Raw genomic sequence first — 16,250 nt, forward strand, 5'->3', positions numbered from 1 at the left:
TTTTACAAATGAATAAAATCAAACAATTTTTAGCATTGTTGTTGGTCTTTTTTACGACTTTCACCTATGCACAATACTGCGTTACTGGTTGTAACGACAATGCTTATATAAACTCGGTAGATCCCAATACCATAGAGTACGATAATATGGTGTCGAATTTTCATAGCTCGATTATCAAAGAATCCAACGGCAGTTTCAAAGTATGGGGGCAGACTACCAATCCGGCAGGCAATGGGCATTTGTATGGTCCGACTATCATTAATAGTACTAACGGGTTCAACTATACCGGTACTCCTCTAAGAGCTACCGCTGCGAGTGATGGAAGCAACAACCAAATGGCTTTACTCACTTCAGATGGTCTTTATATATGGGGGAACACAAATGAAATGGTAGCAACTGCTATAAAAGGTTCAACTGCTTTTGGTGCTGTTTCTATTGGTACTGCCGGAGTAGCCAATGCGAGCAACCTGTCCTATTCAAAAGGCTTACCCAACGGAGTAAATCCAGCAGATGTGAAAATGCTTTTTGGATCTTATGCCACATTGGGTATTGTAACTTGTACAGGTGAGGCATGGGTGCTCTCTTTCAATGGTTCTAAAAATGGGGATGGTAGTACTCAGGGTTCTGGGACAAATGACAATGTTTGGCACCGGGTTTCTACCGCAGCCAATACACCGCTAACCAATGTAGTAGCCATGAGAGGTACTTCTCGTGCCATGATGGCGCTCACTTCTGATGGGAAAATCTACACTTGGGGTACGGGTACTTATACAAATAACGGTAGTGGAGCATCTGATAGAACCTTTGCTACCGAAATTACAAAACCAAGCTTAGGAACAGGGGTTGTGCCAAAAATGATTGGGATGACGCAGTCGTCAGGCGGACAGTCTTATTATTTGTTGGCTTCCGATGGAAAGCTCTACAGCATGGGCGAAAACGGTCACAGACAATTGGGGAACGGCACTACAAATCATGCTACTAATGGTAATGCAAATGAGTTAGTAGACCAAAACTCTTGGGTGAGACCTGCCAAACCCAATACAGCCAACACAGGATACAGTGGGACATTGGACAATGTGGTGTGGATATCTCCTAATGAACACGATGGTATCAACTACGGAACAATCAGCGTACTGACTGCAGATAAAAAAATGTATTCATGGGGAAATAATAACGGTAATATGATAGGAGGTGCAACATCAGGTGCTTATTATGATCCTATCTATATGTCGGGAAGTTCCGCTAGTGGTACAAATGTAATGCTGCCTACTAACAATATCATGGCTGTTGAAACGGGAGGACATACCACACTCAACATCAAAGAGTGCAGTCAGTATTTTGGTTATGTAGGACATAAAACAAATGGTAGTATGGGAGATGGTACCAATGGTAGTGGCAATCCGAATAAATTTTCTTATGCCACTTCTGTTATCCTGCTTTGCGGTTCGCCAACATCGCCTGCCGTGCAAAACCTGAAGATCTGTCCCAATACAACAAAATCACTGACACTTGCGGAATTGGGTTCTGCACCCAACGGGTACAAAGTAAAATGGTTTACCGATGCTGCAGGTACAACTGCTGTAGCCAATCCGTCAGCTGTTGGTATTGGTACTTATTATGCGTATTATGTTAGTATTGCGGGTGATGTGAAACAGTGCTCTAACTTGTATTCTACCATTACCGTAAGCAATTATACCTCTGCAGATCCGGAGTATTCAAGTTGTATTACCGCCTGCTTCAACGACCCTGTCCTTACAGGTAACGGACCAGCTACAAAAGTTGGTATCACACTCTTGAAAAGAGCAGGTGCTCAAAACACCGACAACTGGCCAATGGTAAGAAAATCCGGACACATCGCTTTGGAATCCAACACCCAAGGTTTTGTGATCAACAGACTTTCCGCAACGGAAATGGCAGCGATAAAAACTGCAGGCAATGCCGTAGATGGAATGATGGTTTTCGATACCACAAACAAATGCTTGAGCATCTATGACGGTACAGATTGGAAGTGTTTCGATAAAGCAGCTTGCCCATAAATAAAAGGTTGAGGCAGAACTTGATGTTGAAGTGATGAAGTGATGAAGTTACAAAGTGATAAAACTTTATATATAAGATTAAGTTCTGCCGAACTTTTTTAAGATTTATTAATTTAAAAGAAAAACAATGAAAAAATTAATTTTAAGTATATCCATCATGATTTCCGGAGTGGCTTTTTCACAAGTCATCATCGGGGATCAAACGGGGACGGCAGGCAATAAAAATGCGGTTCTTATCGAATTTGCTGCGGGACAAAACAAAGGGATCATTTTGCCTTATGTTCGTACCGTGCAGGCAGCGGCAGACCTAACTCCGGGAACCATTTTGGTCGATGCTTCGGACGCTACCAAAGCCAAAGTAAAATATTACAAAGACACCAATACTTGGGTCGATCTCAGCTCCGGCAACGAAGCGGATCTAACAAAATTCATAACTTCTAACTCTCCACTGACCAGGGTGAATGTTATGGACAGCCAACCTACTTCAGCAACAGTGACAGAGGTGGCAACGGCCAAGGCTATCATTGGTGCGGATGCATCCACTGCCAAAGGGGTTTTGGTATTGGAGTCCACCAGCAAAGTGATGGTTTTGCCACAGGTTGCAGATACCAATGATGTTACAGATCCCGCTCCCGGGATGATGGTGTACATCAACAAAGCAGGCGCAAAAAGACTGGCCGTATTCAACGGTTCGGTATGGTCCTATTGGAAGCCTTAAGCTTTTAAAATAAACGAAATGATTTGACCGTCACCTTGATTTTTCAATGTGGCGGTTTTTTTATTGATTAATGAATAAGGTGTATAATTTCACAAGTGTGTGAAAAATTTTAAGTATAATTAAGTGTTTTGGTGTTTGTTTTAAGATGATATTGTTAAATTAGCAAATATTAACATTTTGTTGATGTTTTTTTTGGATTATCGTGATAGAAAATTTATATTTGCACTACTAATGTAATCGATTAGTGTTGCTTGCTTTTGGTTATTAGTAAGTTGAAGTCGGGTCAAGTGATTTCATGACACAAAACCTGAAAAATGTTAACGCCACAACCGAGTTGTGGCGTTGCTTTTTTTAATAACTGGCTTCTTCCGTTTTGCTGGAGTGACCGATATCTTGGTTTAAAATTTTCATTTCCTCGGCGGTCAATTCGCGGAATTTTCCATACGGAATGTCCAATTTGATGTTCATGATTCGTATTCTCTTCAGCTTTTTGACATCGTAGCCCAGATATTCGCACATCCTGCGGATTTGTCGGTTCAGGCCTTGGGTCAAGATGATGCTGAAAACCCGATCCGAAAGCTTTTCTACCGTGCATTTTTTGGTTACGGTATCCAAAATAGGAACTCCCGCAGACATTTTTTGTAAAAATTTAGGCGTGATGGGTTTGTCCACCGTTACAATGTATTCTTTTTCGTGGTTGTTTTTGGCACGAAGTATTTTATTGACAATATCCCCATCGTTGGTCATGATGATCAGCCCTTCACTGGCTTTGTCCAAACGACCAACGGGAAATATTCTTTTGGGGTATTTCATATAGTCCACAATGTTGTTGCGGGTGGTTTTGTTGGTGGTGCACTCTATCCCAACGGGTTTGTGCAGGGCAAGATAGACGAATTCTTCGTTGGGTTTTTCTACGACTTTATCGTTCACCGTAACCACATCTCCGGGCAGTACTTTGGTACCCATTTCAGGGATTTTACCGTTGATTTTTACACGCTGAGCATCAACCAACTTGTCGGCTTCTCTTCGTGAGCAGTATCCAATTTCGCTCAGGTATTTGTTTATTCTAATGCCGGATTCGTCCATGTTTTCTTTTTATATGCTGCAAAAATACTTAAAATTGATTTATCACAGGCTCTTCGTCTGAAACCGGAAGTCGGTAAATAAAAAATCCACCGAAAATATCGATGGATTCATGTCTTATTAAATTCACTTTTTTCTCTGATGATTATTCCCTAACCAACGGCATGGTCGAGCATCTTAGCAATCCGCCCATTTTGGAAATTTCTCTGTAAGGGATTTCTTCGACTGTAAAATTCCATTCTTCTCTCAGAAACTTATTCATTCGCCCAAAAGCTTTGTCGGAAACGATGATCTCTGGAGAAATGGAAAAAATATTCGGGTTCATGTCGAACATTTCCTCATCGTTGATGTGGAAGCAGTTTTCTTCGCCAAAGATGTCCAAAATCAAACGGTAATCGCTTTCATCCACAAAACCATTTTTATAAATGATGCATTTGTCTTTACCAATAGGATTAAAGGTGCAATCCAAATGCAGAACACCTTGGTAAGGGACTCTGTCGTCTTTCTTTAAATCCAAATCGATGATTCTTTTCTTGGGAAAATATTCTTTCAAGATTTCGATGGCATATTCGTTGGTTCTTGCGGTTTTGTACGAACGATAATCTTCGGAAAAGCATGTGCCAACAAAGATGAAATCGTCCCAAACAATGACATCGCCTCCCTCGATATGTGCCGTTTCTGGCAGGTTGATGATTTTGCGCCATTCTACTTTTTCAAAAATAGATCGGTAGGCTTCTTGCTCGTCGGCACGGTCTTTTATGACATTGGAAATGATCATTTTATCGTCGATGACAAAGGCGACATCTCTAGCAAAAACCTGGTTGTAATCTTGGATGATGGCCGGTCTTAGGACATCGACATCGTATTTGTGCAACACTTTTTCAAATTCCGTCATCTCGTGGATGATGTCCTCTTCTGTAGGGTAGGTGTCGTGAGCAATGGTGTGGTAGGATTTGGCATCGTAACTTTCTTCCAAAGTGGGTACCGCTCCCATGGATTTTGGCTGACCCAGAACCACGGATCTTAACCTTCCGGTTTCATTTTTTATGTTGAGTTTCATAGATTTTCAGTATTCAACAAATATAAAGAAAGCCTTTTGAATTGGAAAATTTAAAAGGCTTTTAACGGGTAATTTATAGGATTACTTCTTGGTTGTTGACCCAAACGCTGAAGACCACTTCAACCTGAGGTTCTAAAGTTTTGGAAACCGAACAGTATTTGTCAAAAGAAAGCTGCGCTGCTTTCCATGCTTTGTTGGGATCGATATTTCCTTCCAGCATAAATTTCACTAGAATTTTAGAAAAAGGTTTTGCCTCATCTTTTTGTATTCTTTCGCCTTCCACTTCCGCAGAAAAATGGGTGATTTCCTGCCTTTGTTTTTTTAGGATCGCGACCACATCAATGCCGCTGCAACCTGCCACTGCCATCAGTACGGCTTCCATGGGAGAAACGCCTTGTGCATCGGGTTGCGAGGTGTTGTCCAAAAGTATTTTATGTCCGTTTTTGTTGGTGCATTCAAAGAGAAAATCATCGTTGATGCGGTTTAGTTTTATGTTCATTTTTTTTCTTTGTTAAATGGTTTTAAAGGTACAAAAGTAGTTTTTAGACTTTTCAAAACAAATCTTTGATACTTTTTTTTTAAGTTTTAGAAACCAAAATTGATTCCGAATTGCAACATTTTGCGGTCATCAAAAGAGCCTTTCTTGAAATAAGGACTCAACTCCTGACGCACAAATAAATTCCAACTGTTGATTTCTACATTCAATTGTGCTCCATACGCAAATTGATTCAAATTCAAATCGGTTTTTCTATGTCGCCAATTGATGTCTTCTCCTTTTACTATATTGTTTTGAGAAATTTTCACACCACCATACAAATTCAATCCAATACCAAATCCACTATTGATTTTACGATAAGTTTCGCCATCTTCGTCGGTATTTAATTTTGAAAAATGATACTTCAACCCAATTGGAACCATCAAATAAGTCGCTCTTAATTTGCTCTTATCCAAGTTTTTATCGTACTGAACCAAATCAACTTCTCCATTCTCATTCCGATACATAAAATAATCATCTTCAAATCTTAAAGTTCGCCAAGAAAGATAGAGCCCAGACTGAAATGTAAGTGGACTGGTTCGACTAAGTTGTCTGTGGTAAACCAAACCAAAATCAATTCCGCTCGAATAACCAAGATGATCATTTAATTTTTGGTTGTCATCATCGGCCAAAGCAATCATCCCATAAGACAAAAATCCCGTTACTTGGTTGATGGCCGCATACTTTTTCTTTTTAGGTTCTTGTTCTTTTTTCAATTCTTCCAAATCGGTATTCAAAATCGTATATTGAACCTGTTGTTTGGTAATTTCATCTAAATTGAAGTTCAAATCTTTGATTCCAGTATTGATTTTGTCTGAAAATCGAAGTGCAATTTCTGCTTTTAAATTTTCTGCTTTTGTTGCATCTATGATTCCATTTTTCAAATCAGCATCCACTTTTGCTACTTCTTCGCTCATCGCCAATTTTTCACGAATCACCACTTCCCGAACCTGAATGGCATAGGCTTCTACTTTTTCACGGACTACCGGACTCACTCTTTCATCTACCGGTTTTTCTTGATTCAAATCGATTTTCACAACTTGTGCTTGAGCTGAAATTGAGGCCAGACAAAGTCCGACCAAGACGATTATTTTTTTCATCTTAATTAAATTTTATAGGATTGACAATGATTTTATTTATTGAAGTCGATTAATACCAATTTGGAATTGGATTCTGTATTTTTTTGTTTGACTGCTTTGTTGTTTTCAATTGAATAAAGCAACATCTCTGCATCTACATAGTTGGGCTTTTCTTTTGCAACTTGTTTATTCTCAGCGACTAATGCTTTTACTTCCGGAGTTGGTAATTCTATTTTATGAATTTCTTTCGTTTGTTGAACTTGATTTTCAATTGGATTGGCGACCAATTTAACTTTGCTGTCCGGAACTTGAATTTTCTCTGTTTTTAATTTCTTTTCTAAAATTTCAGGTTCTTGAACGACTAATTTTTCTGGTTCTTTTGAATTGATTTCTTGTGGCTCATCAACAACAATCATCTTATTTTCTACATCTTGAACCTCTTTTTGTTGAACGATTTTCTCTTCCAATTTCAAATTTAATTCTTCTGTTTTTGGCTCTTGATTCAGGAAAATCCAGCCAAAAATCAATAGTATTGAAGCTGCAATTCCAATTGGAATCCAAGAATTCAATTGAAGCTTTTTAGATTCCTGAACCGGCTCATCTAACATCGCATTAAGTTTTGTCCAAGCATCTTCAGAAACATCTAATTCTCTGTTTTCAAATTGCGATTTGATTTTATTTTCCAAATTCGTTTTCATTGCATTTTTCTTTTTGTTGAAGAATCAATTCTTTTACTTTCTTTTTTGCACGCATCAACTGTACTTTTGAGGTCGCTTCACTTATGCCCAATGTTTCGGCTATCTCTTTGTGGGAATAATCTTCCAAAACATAAAGATTAAAAACCATCCGATAATTTTCTGTCAATTGATCCAAAATTCCATGAACATCTATTTCGTTTATATCTTCTTCAAAATCTACTACTTCTTTCCAGTCTGCATCTTCCAGATAAACAAAAGATTTGTTGAGTTTTAAAAAATCCAAACATTCATTGACCATAATTCTACGAATCCAACCTTCAAAACTTCCATTTGACTGATAAGCTTCTATTTTCCTAAAAGTTTTCACAAAAGCTTTCAGCATACAGTCTTCGGCATGGTGAATGTCGTTGATGTAAGAACGACAAATAGCCAACATTTTACGAGAAAGTCTGTCGAATAACTCTTTCTGCGCCAGTCGATTTTGCTTCCGTAATTGAGGCAACAAATCTTCCACTTTTTGATTGTTATGTATAGAAATTATCTTCAAATTTTATAGGCTTCTATAGATTAGACGATACTTTATTTTTAAAAGTAACAAGCTTCCAAAAAAAAATCTGCATTTTAAATAATTCAAATTATAAAAATGCAGAAAAAATTAGGGTTTAAGGCTTCATTAATGTAAGCATCTTGATTGTGTCCGCTAAAACATGGTATAAAACTAATTTATTTTTATCCAAGTACGAACAGAATAAACACTATAGAGCGGAGCGGTGGGTCCTTCTTGAACGGAAGGATTGACTTTTTAATTTTACTTCGTATGGTAATGAAGTTAACTGATAGTACTGCAAATATAATAGTTTAAAGCTCAAACTCTAAGTTTAAATCATTCCTCGGGCTTTTATTTCCAAATATTGGTTGATGGCTTCTAAGCTGAGGTTTTCCGGCAAGGTGTACAGAGAGAGTATTCCGTATTTTTTCAGTTCCTGAATGATGAGTTTTTTCTCGAAATCGAATTTCTCAGCGATGATTTTATCATAAGTTTCTTCCAGATTTTCAGGTTTTTTCTGCATCAGATTTTGCAGTTCAGAATTTTTAAAGAAAATGACGACCAGCAAATGGTTCTTGGCAATTCCTCTCAGGTATTTTAGCTGCCTTTGTAGCCCATCCAAGGTTTCGAAATTGGTAAACAACATGACCAAACTTCTTTGGTTGATGCCCATTTTCACATCTTGGTACAATCTGTTGTAATCGCTTTCGTAGAACTCGGTTTGTATGTTGTACAAGGCTTCGGATATTTTTTTTAGTTGCCCCGATTTGTTGTCGGCAGCAACGGAATTTTCCATTTTTTTGGAAAAAGTCATCATTCCGGCACGGTCTCCTTTTTTCAGGATGATGTGGGAAAGTGCCATGCTTGCGTTGATGGAATAATCCAGCAGCGACATTCCGTTGAAAGGCATTTGCATCGATCTTCCTTTGTCGATAAGCAAGTAGATTCTTTGGGATTTTTCATCTTGATATTGGTTCACCATCAATTGGTTTCGCTTGGAGGTCGCTTTCCAGTTGATGGTTCTGATGTCATCGCCTTGTACATATTCTTTTATTTGTTCAAACTCCAAGGTATGTCCCAATTTTCGGATTTTCTTCAATCCACCCATCAAAAATTCATTCTGAAGGGCCATCAATTCGTATTTTCTGAGGTGTACAAAAGAAGGGTAGGCCTTCAGCATGTCATCTTTCTGAAAGATGTATTTTCGACTGACCAATTTTAATGGGCTTTGCACAAAAATATTCAGGCTGCCAAAATGGTATTCGCCGCGTTCTTTGGGTTGAAGATTGTAATTTAACAATACATTTTTTCCGGCAGATAGCATGCGCTCAATCAAAAAATCTCTTTTCTGAAACTGAAACGGAATTTCGTCGATAATCTGTGTGGAAATTCTAAAAAAATAATGATTTTTAATGTCCAATTTAACCCAATTGTCATCGCCGTTGGAGAGTTTTTCGGGTAAAATTCTTTGTGCCGAAATTCCGACCTTTTGACCATACAAAAACAAAGTGTCTACTACCAAAAGCACGATGCATAGGACGAGTAATGCATGTCCCAAAATAACAAAAAACGAAAAGAAAAAGCCCAAAACATAGACCATTCCAATGGTTATTAGAACAAGAAAAAATCGTTGGTGTAGGTTGAATGCTTTCAATTTGTTTTTTAGAAGTTAGAGGTTAGAAGTTAGAGGTTAGAAGTTAGAGGTTGGAGGTTTTAGAGTATTAGGTTTTCGGGATATAGAATTTTCACCAAACACTAAAAACCAAACACCAAACACCAAAAACTACCTCGGTATTTCTATTCCGTCCAATATTTGTCGGATGATTTCATCGGCGGTTAAGCCTTCCATTTCTCGTTCTGGAGAGACAATAACGCGGTGTCTAAGCACGGCTAAGCTGGATTCTTTGATGTCTTCCGGAGTGACAAAATCCCGACCTCTGATCCCGGCAAATGCTTTGGAAGCCACTAGCAATGCCAAACTCGCCCTGGGCGAAGCTCCCAAATACAGGAAAGGGTTTTCTCGGGTGTTGTGAATGATTTTTGCGATGTATTCAATCAAATTTTGCTCGATGATGATGTCTTTGATGATCGTCTGATATTTTCTAAGCTGTTCACCGGAAATGATTTGGTTGACCGCTTCGGTTTTGTCCTCGGTTTTGTTTTCGTGTTGTTTTTTGATGATCTCTATTTCTTGCTCCAAGTTCGGGTATCCCACTTCTATTTTGAAAAGAAAACGGTCGAGCTGGGCTTCCGGCAATCGGTAGGTTCCTTCGTGTTCAATAGGGTTTTGGGTGGCAATAACCAAAAAAGGTTGCTCCATGATGTAGGGTTTTCCGTCCAAGGTAATTTGTCTTTCTTCCATCACCTCGAACAAGGCCGATTGCGTTTTGGCTGGCGAACGGTTGATCTCATCAATCAAAATAAAATTGGAAAAAATTGGTCCTTTTTTAAATTCGAAGTCTGTATTTTTCATATTGAAAACCGATGTTCCCAAAATATCCGAAGGCATAAGATCCGGGGTGAATTGTATCCTGCTGAAATCCACAGCGACCGTTTTTGCCAATAATTTTGCCGTGATGGTTTTTGCCACGCCCGGTACTCCTTCGATCAGGACATGCCCGTTGGAAAGCAGCGCTACCAAAAGGTGCTCGACCATTTGGTTTTGTCCGACAATGACTTTGGCAATTTCGGATTTTATATTTTCGATGCTTTGTCTAAGCTCGCTCAGGTCTATTCTGCTCTCGAAATTGGATGCCGTATCGGGGCTATAATTTTGATTTTCTTCTGTATTCATATTGTTGATAATTGTTGGGTGTTTTATTTTCTGATGTGAGGATGAATTTCGTCTAAAAGTGCATTCATTTTTTCAAAATCTTCCCTGTTTACTTGTGCATAAGGATCTAAGGCTTTCGCGATAAGATCTTTTGCTTGTTTTATTTTTTCAAAATCTTTTCCGGTTTTGGATTGTAGTTTTTTCACAAAAGCATCGTCCAAGTTTTTAGGATCTATGAGGAGTTCCATTTTCACTCGGTACAAGAAATACTGTGCTTTTTTGGCCATCATATCGTGGAAATCTCCTTCTTGCAGATAGAGGTTTCCTATGCTTTGTACAAATTCTACCGATTTGTTTTTCAACGGTTCCATCACCGGGATGATGCGTTGTTTTCTTTTTGCTCCAAAAATAGCGAAAACCAATAATCCTCCCAAAAACAGCCACCAAGCGTATTTTAAAGGTGGGTTTTTCAAGATAAAACTGAGCGGTGATGTCGATGGTAGGTCTTTGATGTTGTCCACAAACCAAAGGGTTTTCTGGTCTTTAAGATAAGAGAAAACGCCTTCTGTATATCGTTCGCCATTGGGTTTTAGCAAATAATAATTGGTCAAAAAGGTAGGGTCGCTGTGGTAATAGATATGTCCTTTTCCAAAGTTTATTTTTATAAAATTGGCATTCCATTGGGTGGAGTCCACTTTTATTTTTCCTAAAATTTCGTTTTTTAAATCGCTGTGGGTTATGGTGGAATTTCCCGGAAATTTGTCCAATTTCAGGCTGTTGTCGGTTAGCTTTTTATCGGTAAATTCATACTCGGATTGCTCTTCGTTGTAGTACGCTTCTACCACAAAATTTAGCGAGTCTTGCATTTTTTTGTTGATTTCTGTATCGATGATCATCGCATCGCTACCGCTGTGGATTTGGTTCAATATTTTTTTCCAAGATTCGGCATCCAAATGTTTTTGTATAACCAAAATGGTATGAGGGCTGTTCTTAGGATTTTCGGTGTAATAATGGTACGGCGAAGGCTTTATTCTTTGGACTTTGTTGTGCAAAAGCGCATCAATCTCGTGGTCGAAGACGAACAATCCGAAAGGTGTTTTTTGGTTGATATCAAAGTTTTTTCGCCAATCGGTAATTTCCTTTTTACCCAATTCGAAAAAAGCCAGCAGCGCAAACACCACCAAGAAAATAATCCCGTAAAGTTTAAATGTCTTGTTCATCGAGGATCAGATCTTAAAGTTTTCAAATTGTTTTTGGAACTGTCGGTATTGGTTTTGGTCGATTTCAAATTCGCCGTACCAAACGAAATCAAAAATTTTCACCAAGTCCAGAAACGACGGATGGATGGAGATTTTAGACAATTCTTCAGCATAATCTTTGTTGGTTTTTTCCAAATGCCAATCGATGATTTTTTTGTCGCTGAGCTTTTTTAGAACCCACAAAAATTGGTATCGCACGGCAGCTCGGTAGTTTTTCTCCAACTCAAAAGTCGAAATTGTTTTTGGAAAATCTATTTCGTGTATGTTTTCAACTACATCACGATTTTGTATGTTGGTTTTTGGTGCTTTTTTACCCAAAAATAACAATCCGTTTTTAGATGCCAAAAATTTGATGATGAAATATAAAGCCACACCCACCACCAAAAGAGCCATTATTTTTACCAAAGCATCTACCCAGTTCAACGATTGTGTAGGGTTGATCTTACTCAAAATAAAATGAATTAATTTGTTGACTTTTCTCATCACCCTGTCCCACAGAGATTCTCTGGGTTTGGATTGGCTGTAGTCGAAATCTTTACTTTGATAATTTTTGCGGTAATTGGACCTAAAAGTTTTAACATCCAGTAGGCTGTTGGTGTAGGGTTTCATTTTCAAAATGGTGTCGGAGGACATTTTTTTTGAAGTTTTTTGAATGACCGAATCCAAATTTTTAGGCGCAATGCTTGTTGGAGATTCTTGTGACCATCCCCAGTTTGAAATTAAGACAAATAAAATTAGAAAATTAAATTTCATGTTTTCCTATGCTGTCTATTTCCAACAAATCTTCGTTTCTGTGCAAATCCAAACGACTGTCATAATACATCAACCCGGCATTCACATACATGATGTTGGAAAGTAAAAGCGATACCAAAATGGAAATTCCGTAAGTCGCAAAATATATCATCCCCATGGTGCTGTCGTAGAAGCCGGTCATGGCAGTGGCTTTGTCGGCATCTGGAATCGTAAGTACCGTTCCGGTCATGATAAAAACAGGAATCATGGAAAAAACTCCGGAAACAATCTGTACAATGAACATGATGACGGCTGTAGATCCCCAATATTTCCAAAAAGGCGATCCATTGTTGATGTTGCTGTATGAAAATTGAGAGCGAATGGCATAGCTGAGTGCCGAGAAAAAGCCTTCTTTACGGTTGAAATAATCGTACAGGGTGAAGCTCATCACATTGGATATGATCGGGATGATGAAGAAAAACAAAAAAATACCGATGATCACAAACATCAACAATACCGAAGCTCCCATAACGATGCCTATGATGGGAAGGATAACAAATACCAATCCCAAACAAAATAAGATGAACTTACCGAAATTTTCCTTCATGTCGGTGATGATGTCGTTTAGTTTTATGTCCTTGTCTTTTGATTCGGCATAGCGCTTTAGATATAAAACCGGAAAGGTATAAACCATCATAATGGCAATGAAGAAGATAACCACAAATGCCACGGCAAGCACGATGAAAAAGCCTAAGTTTTCTTCCAAATACTGCTCAAAATAAAACGATTCTCCTTCCAAATTGGACGAAAATATTTGAGAGAAAAAACTTTTGTAACCCACAACATACAGTGCTACTAAAAAAATGAGAAGCAGCCCGTTGAGGAGAATGAAATTTTTAAAATAATTTTTTCCATTTTCTTTAAAGAAGTTGAAGGTGTCATTGATAAGCGCTCCAAAGTCTCTTTTCTGAAATAATTGCATAGTTGTTTTGTTTTTTATAAACGATAAATGGATAGATAACGAAATAGAAAAAGATCAACGAAAAAGTTCCGAAAATAATCAGAAGGTTCAGCCAAAGTGGCATCTCCATAGAATGTCGGGTAACATAACCTTCTAAAATTCCGGCAACAATAATAAACGGATAGGTGCTGATGTATATTTTGAAACTGTCTCTAAAGCCTTTCTTAAAAGCGTGCATTCTGGAATAGGTTTTAGGAAACAAAATAGAGGCTCCCAAGATTAAGCCACACATGCCAACAATAACAATGGCGGAAATCTCAAAAGCACCGTGGATCCAGATACCTCTGGCACTTTCTGAAAGTACGCCTTGGTTACCAAAAAATGTCTGAAAGGAACCCAGCATGATACAGTTTTGTAGCAATGCATACAGAGATCCCAATCCCAAAAATATACCTGAAATGTACATTTTTGCAGAAACCATCAGGTTGTTGAAGATGATCCCGATGGACATGCCCCAAGTCGATCCGCTGGAATAGACTCCGGTGGCTTCTCCCTTTTTTATGTTTTCTAAAGTCATATTTACATAATCGTCGCCCAAAATCTGTCTTGGGAAATCGGGTTCGTAAATGGTCGAAATAAATCCAATCCCGGTAAAAATGAAGAAAAATAAAAATACATACAGTAAAAATCTTTTGTACTCATAAACCAATAGCGGTACCTCGGTGTCGAAGAAATACAAGAGTCTGTTTTTCTCTAAGCGTTTGGTTTTGTAGATCCTTTGGAATATTTCAGACGAAAGATGGTTCAGGTAAATTGTAGTTTTACTTTTAGGATAATAGGTCTGCGCAAAAGACAAATCGTTGATGAGGTTGATGTACATGCTGGACAAGTCGTCTGGGTTTTTTTGTGCTTTTCCCAAAATAACTTGCTCTACATTCAGCCATTTTTCTTTATTTTGCTTAATAAATGCAATTTCTCTCATCGTTTTGCTAAAATATAAAAAATGTCACAAATTGCCATCACTACTTCACAAAATGTCAATATTTTTTTCAATACCGCCAGTGTCGGCGAAAGAATGTTGGCTTTTACCATCGATATTCTCATCAAGATTGGGTATTTGTTACTCGTTTATTTGGTGGTCATCAAATTTTTAGATCTCGGTACATTCATCAGTAATCTGGATCGTATGTCCAAATCCGTTGTCCTTTTGTTGTTTACCTTTCCCGTTTATTTTGATACCCTTTTTTGGGAAATTACATTGAACGGTCAAACTCTGGGGAAAAAAATAATGAAAATAAAAGTGGTGAAAATTGATGGATACCAAGCTCATGTCTCGGAGTACTTCATGCGATGGATACTGCGATTGGTCGATATTTATTCCAACTCGGGAGTGGTTGGGGTAACGGCGATGGTGGTTTCCAAAAACGGACAGCGATTGGGCGATATGGTCAGCGGAACCACGGTGATTTCACTAAAAAATAAAGTTCATATTTCGCATACCATTATCGAAAATTTACAGGAAGATTATCAGCCTGTTTTTCCTCAAGTTATTGCTTTTTCGGATGACGATATGCGCATCATCAAGGATAATTTCCAAAAAGCGATAAGGCATAAAGACCAACAAGTACTTCGAAAATTGGCTGAAAAAATACAAAGTGTAATTTCTGTAAACGACGATTTGATGGGACTTACGGACAGAAAATTTATTGAAACCGTTATCAAAGACTATAATTTTTATACCGGAAAAGTTGTGGCGTAAACTAGAAGTTAGAAGTTAGAGGTTAGAAATTAGAAGTTAGAAGTTAGAAATTATAGGTTAGAAGCTAGAAACCAAACACCAAACACAAAACACCAAACCCAATATGGAATTCAAAAATACACAAAACGGAAACGGTGGTTTCATCACCCTTTCCAACGAAGAAGAGGAAATTGGCAGACTGACTTATACCATTTTCCCAGAAGATGAAAAATTAATCATTTCCTTTGTCTATGTAAGTCCAAAATATGAAGGAAAAGGGATGGGAAAATTGTTGGTAAGCGAAGGAATTTCTTTTGCTAGAGACCATCATTGGAAAGTTTTCCCTCATTGTTCCTATGCCAGAACGGTCATGTCCAGAATGCCTGATGTTGAGGATGTTTTCCTCCATTCATAATCTTGTTTTAATGAATTTTTAATAAAAATAGAACGGTATGTCCGTGATTTTCAATAAATTTGTAGTACATTAAAGCAAATTATTATGAAAAAATCCATTTTTATGACCGTCTTAGGTCTGTCCCTTTTTTTGGTAGCATGTAGTGAGAAAAAAGATCAACCGGCTACGGATACAACGACAACAGCACCTGCAGAGGATACACCTCCGGTGGCGGAGCCTTCTGCAGCGGTTTCCAACGCCATTAGTTTGACCGGTGACGATAAAATGAAATACAGTCAAACCGAATTTACGGTAAAATCGGGTGAACCTGTAGAACTAACGATGAAAAACATCGGGACTCTTCCTGCTGCATCCATGTCGCATGATGTGGTGGTATTGAAGCCGGGATCGGATGTGACGGCATTTGGACAAGAGGTTTCGAAAATACAAGGAGATATTGAAAAATTGCCGGAAAATTTGAAATCTCAAATTGTTGCTAAAACTAAAGTTCTTGGTCCAGGCGAAGAGGATAAGATTTCCTTTACCCTTCCAAGTCCTGGAGAATATCCTTTTTTATGCTCATTCCCGGGACATTTCGGTGCAATGAACGGTAAGATTACCGCACAGTAATTTCATG

The 16,250-nt window shown here is 38.2% G+C and carries 17 protein-coding genes; 5 read left to right on the top strand and 12 right to left on the bottom strand.

Annotated elements, in window-relative coordinates; all coding sequences use genetic code 11:
• Nucleotides 1-8: 8 nt before the first annotated feature.
• On the top strand, nt 9-2,036 hold the full coding sequence (locus EIY84_RS05660) for an RCC1 domain-containing protein (protein WP_124641066.1): 2,028 nt from the start codon (nt 9-11) through the stop codon (nt 2,034-2,036).
• A gap of 127 nt (nt 2,037-2,163) precedes the next feature.
• Entirely contained in the window at nt 2,164-2,754 is a 591-nt protein-coding gene (locus EIY84_RS05665) for a hypothetical protein (RefSeq protein WP_124641068.1), read from the top strand.
• A 351-nt stretch (nt 2,755-3,105) separates the two neighbouring features.
• Here the strand turns inward: EIY84_RS05665 and rluF are convergent, their stop codons facing one another.
• The 12 genes from rluF to EIY84_RS05725 all read right to left on the bottom strand — a co-directional run bounded on the left by rluF (nt 3,106) and on the right by EIY84_RS05725 (nt 14,463).
• Entirely contained in the window at nt 3,106-3,840 is a 735-nt protein-coding gene (rluF, locus tag EIY84_RS05670) for a 23S rRNA pseudouridine(2604) synthase RluF (protein WP_124641071.1), read from the bottom strand.
• Between the two features lie 142 nt (nt 3,841-3,982).
• Complete coding sequence (locus EIY84_RS05675) at nt 3,983-4,897, bottom strand: dimethylarginine dimethylaminohydrolase family protein (protein WP_124641073.1); 915 nt, start codon at nt 4,895-4,897, stop codon at nt 3,983-3,985.
• Nucleotides 4,898-4,970: 73 nt separating this feature from the next.
• On the bottom strand, nt 4,971-5,396 hold the full coding sequence (locus EIY84_RS05680; RefSeq protein ID WP_124641075.1) for an OsmC family protein: 426 nt from the start codon (nt 5,394-5,396) through the stop codon (nt 4,971-4,973).
• A gap of 86 nt (nt 5,397-5,482) precedes the next feature.
• Nucleotides 5,483-6,532 (bottom strand): outer membrane beta-barrel protein, encoded by a 1,050-nt coding sequence (locus EIY84_RS05685; protein WP_124641077.1) that lies wholly within the window; start codon nt 6,530-6,532, stop codon nt 5,483-5,485.
• A 32-nt stretch (nt 6,533-6,564) separates the two neighbouring features.
• Nucleotides 6,565-7,209, bottom strand: coding sequence for a hypothetical protein (locus EIY84_RS05690; protein WP_124641079.1), 645 nt, complete (start codon nt 7,207-7,209; stop codon nt 6,565-6,567).
• On the bottom strand, nt 7,187-7,756 hold the full coding sequence (locus tag EIY84_RS05695) for an RNA polymerase sigma factor (RefSeq protein WP_124641081.1): 570 nt from the start codon (nt 7,754-7,756) through the stop codon (nt 7,187-7,189). The genes EIY84_RS05690 and EIY84_RS05695 overlap by 23 nt, the downstream gene beginning before the upstream one ends.
• 331 nt (nt 7,757-8,087) lie before the next feature.
• Entirely contained in the window at nt 8,088-9,410 is a 1,323-nt protein-coding gene (locus tag EIY84_RS05700; RefSeq protein WP_124641083.1) for a DUF58 domain-containing protein, read from the bottom strand.
• Nucleotides 9,411-9,539: 129 nt separating this feature from the next.
• Nucleotides 9,540-10,550 carry an AAA family ATPase gene (locus tag EIY84_RS05705; RefSeq protein ID WP_124641085.1) on the bottom strand — a complete coding sequence of 337 codons (1,011 nt, stop codon included), beginning with the start codon at nt 10,548-10,550 and terminating at the stop codon, nt 9,540-9,542.
• Between the two features lie 23 nt (nt 10,551-10,573).
• Complete coding sequence (locus EIY84_RS05710; RefSeq protein ID WP_124641087.1) at nt 10,574-11,749, bottom strand: DUF4350 domain-containing protein; 1,176 nt, start codon at nt 11,747-11,749, stop codon at nt 10,574-10,576.
• A 6-nt stretch (nt 11,750-11,755) separates the two neighbouring features.
• The gene (locus EIY84_RS05715) at nt 11,756-12,541 is read right to left on the bottom strand and encodes a DUF4129 domain-containing protein (protein WP_124641089.1); all 786 of its coding nucleotides are present in this window, start codon (nt 12,539-12,541) and stop codon (nt 11,756-11,758) included.
• Nucleotides 12,531-13,502, bottom strand: a complete 972-nt coding sequence (locus EIY84_RS05720; RefSeq protein ID WP_124641091.1) for a DUF4013 domain-containing protein — start codon at nt 13,500-13,502, stop codon at nt 12,531-12,533. The genes EIY84_RS05715 and EIY84_RS05720 overlap by 11 nt, the downstream gene beginning before the upstream one ends.
• Nucleotides 13,459-14,463 carry a stage II sporulation protein M gene (locus tag EIY84_RS05725; protein WP_124641093.1) on the bottom strand — a complete coding sequence of 335 codons (1,005 nt, stop codon included), beginning with the start codon at nt 14,461-14,463 and terminating at the stop codon, nt 13,459-13,461. Before EIY84_RS05725 ends, EIY84_RS05720 begins: the two co-directional genes overlap by 44 nt.
• Before the next feature lie 21 nt (nt 14,464-14,484).
• Between EIY84_RS05725 and EIY84_RS05730 the strand changes: the two genes are divergently transcribed.
• The 3 genes from EIY84_RS05730 (at nt 14,485) to EIY84_RS05740 (ending at nt 16,243) form a co-directional block, all read left to right on the top strand.
• Nucleotides 14,485-15,240 (top strand): RDD family protein, encoded by a 756-nt coding sequence (locus EIY84_RS05730; protein WP_124641095.1) that lies wholly within the window; start codon nt 14,485-14,487, stop codon nt 15,238-15,240.
• 103 nt (nt 15,241-15,343) lie between these two features.
• On the top strand, nt 15,344-15,634 hold the full coding sequence (locus EIY84_RS05735) for a GNAT family N-acetyltransferase (protein ID WP_124641097.1): 291 nt from the start codon (nt 15,344-15,346) through the stop codon (nt 15,632-15,634).
• 84 nt (nt 15,635-15,718) lie between these two features.
• Nucleotides 15,719-16,243, top strand: coding sequence for a plastocyanin/azurin family copper-binding protein (locus tag EIY84_RS05740; protein ID WP_124641099.1), 525 nt, complete (start codon nt 15,719-15,721; stop codon nt 16,241-16,243).
• Nucleotides 16,244-16,250 lie beyond the last annotated feature (7 nt).

This window comes from Amniculibacterium aquaticum (assembly GCF_003852705.1).
GTDB lineage: Bacteria > Bacteroidota > Bacteroidia > Flavobacteriales > Weeksellaceae > Amniculibacterium > Amniculibacterium aquaticum.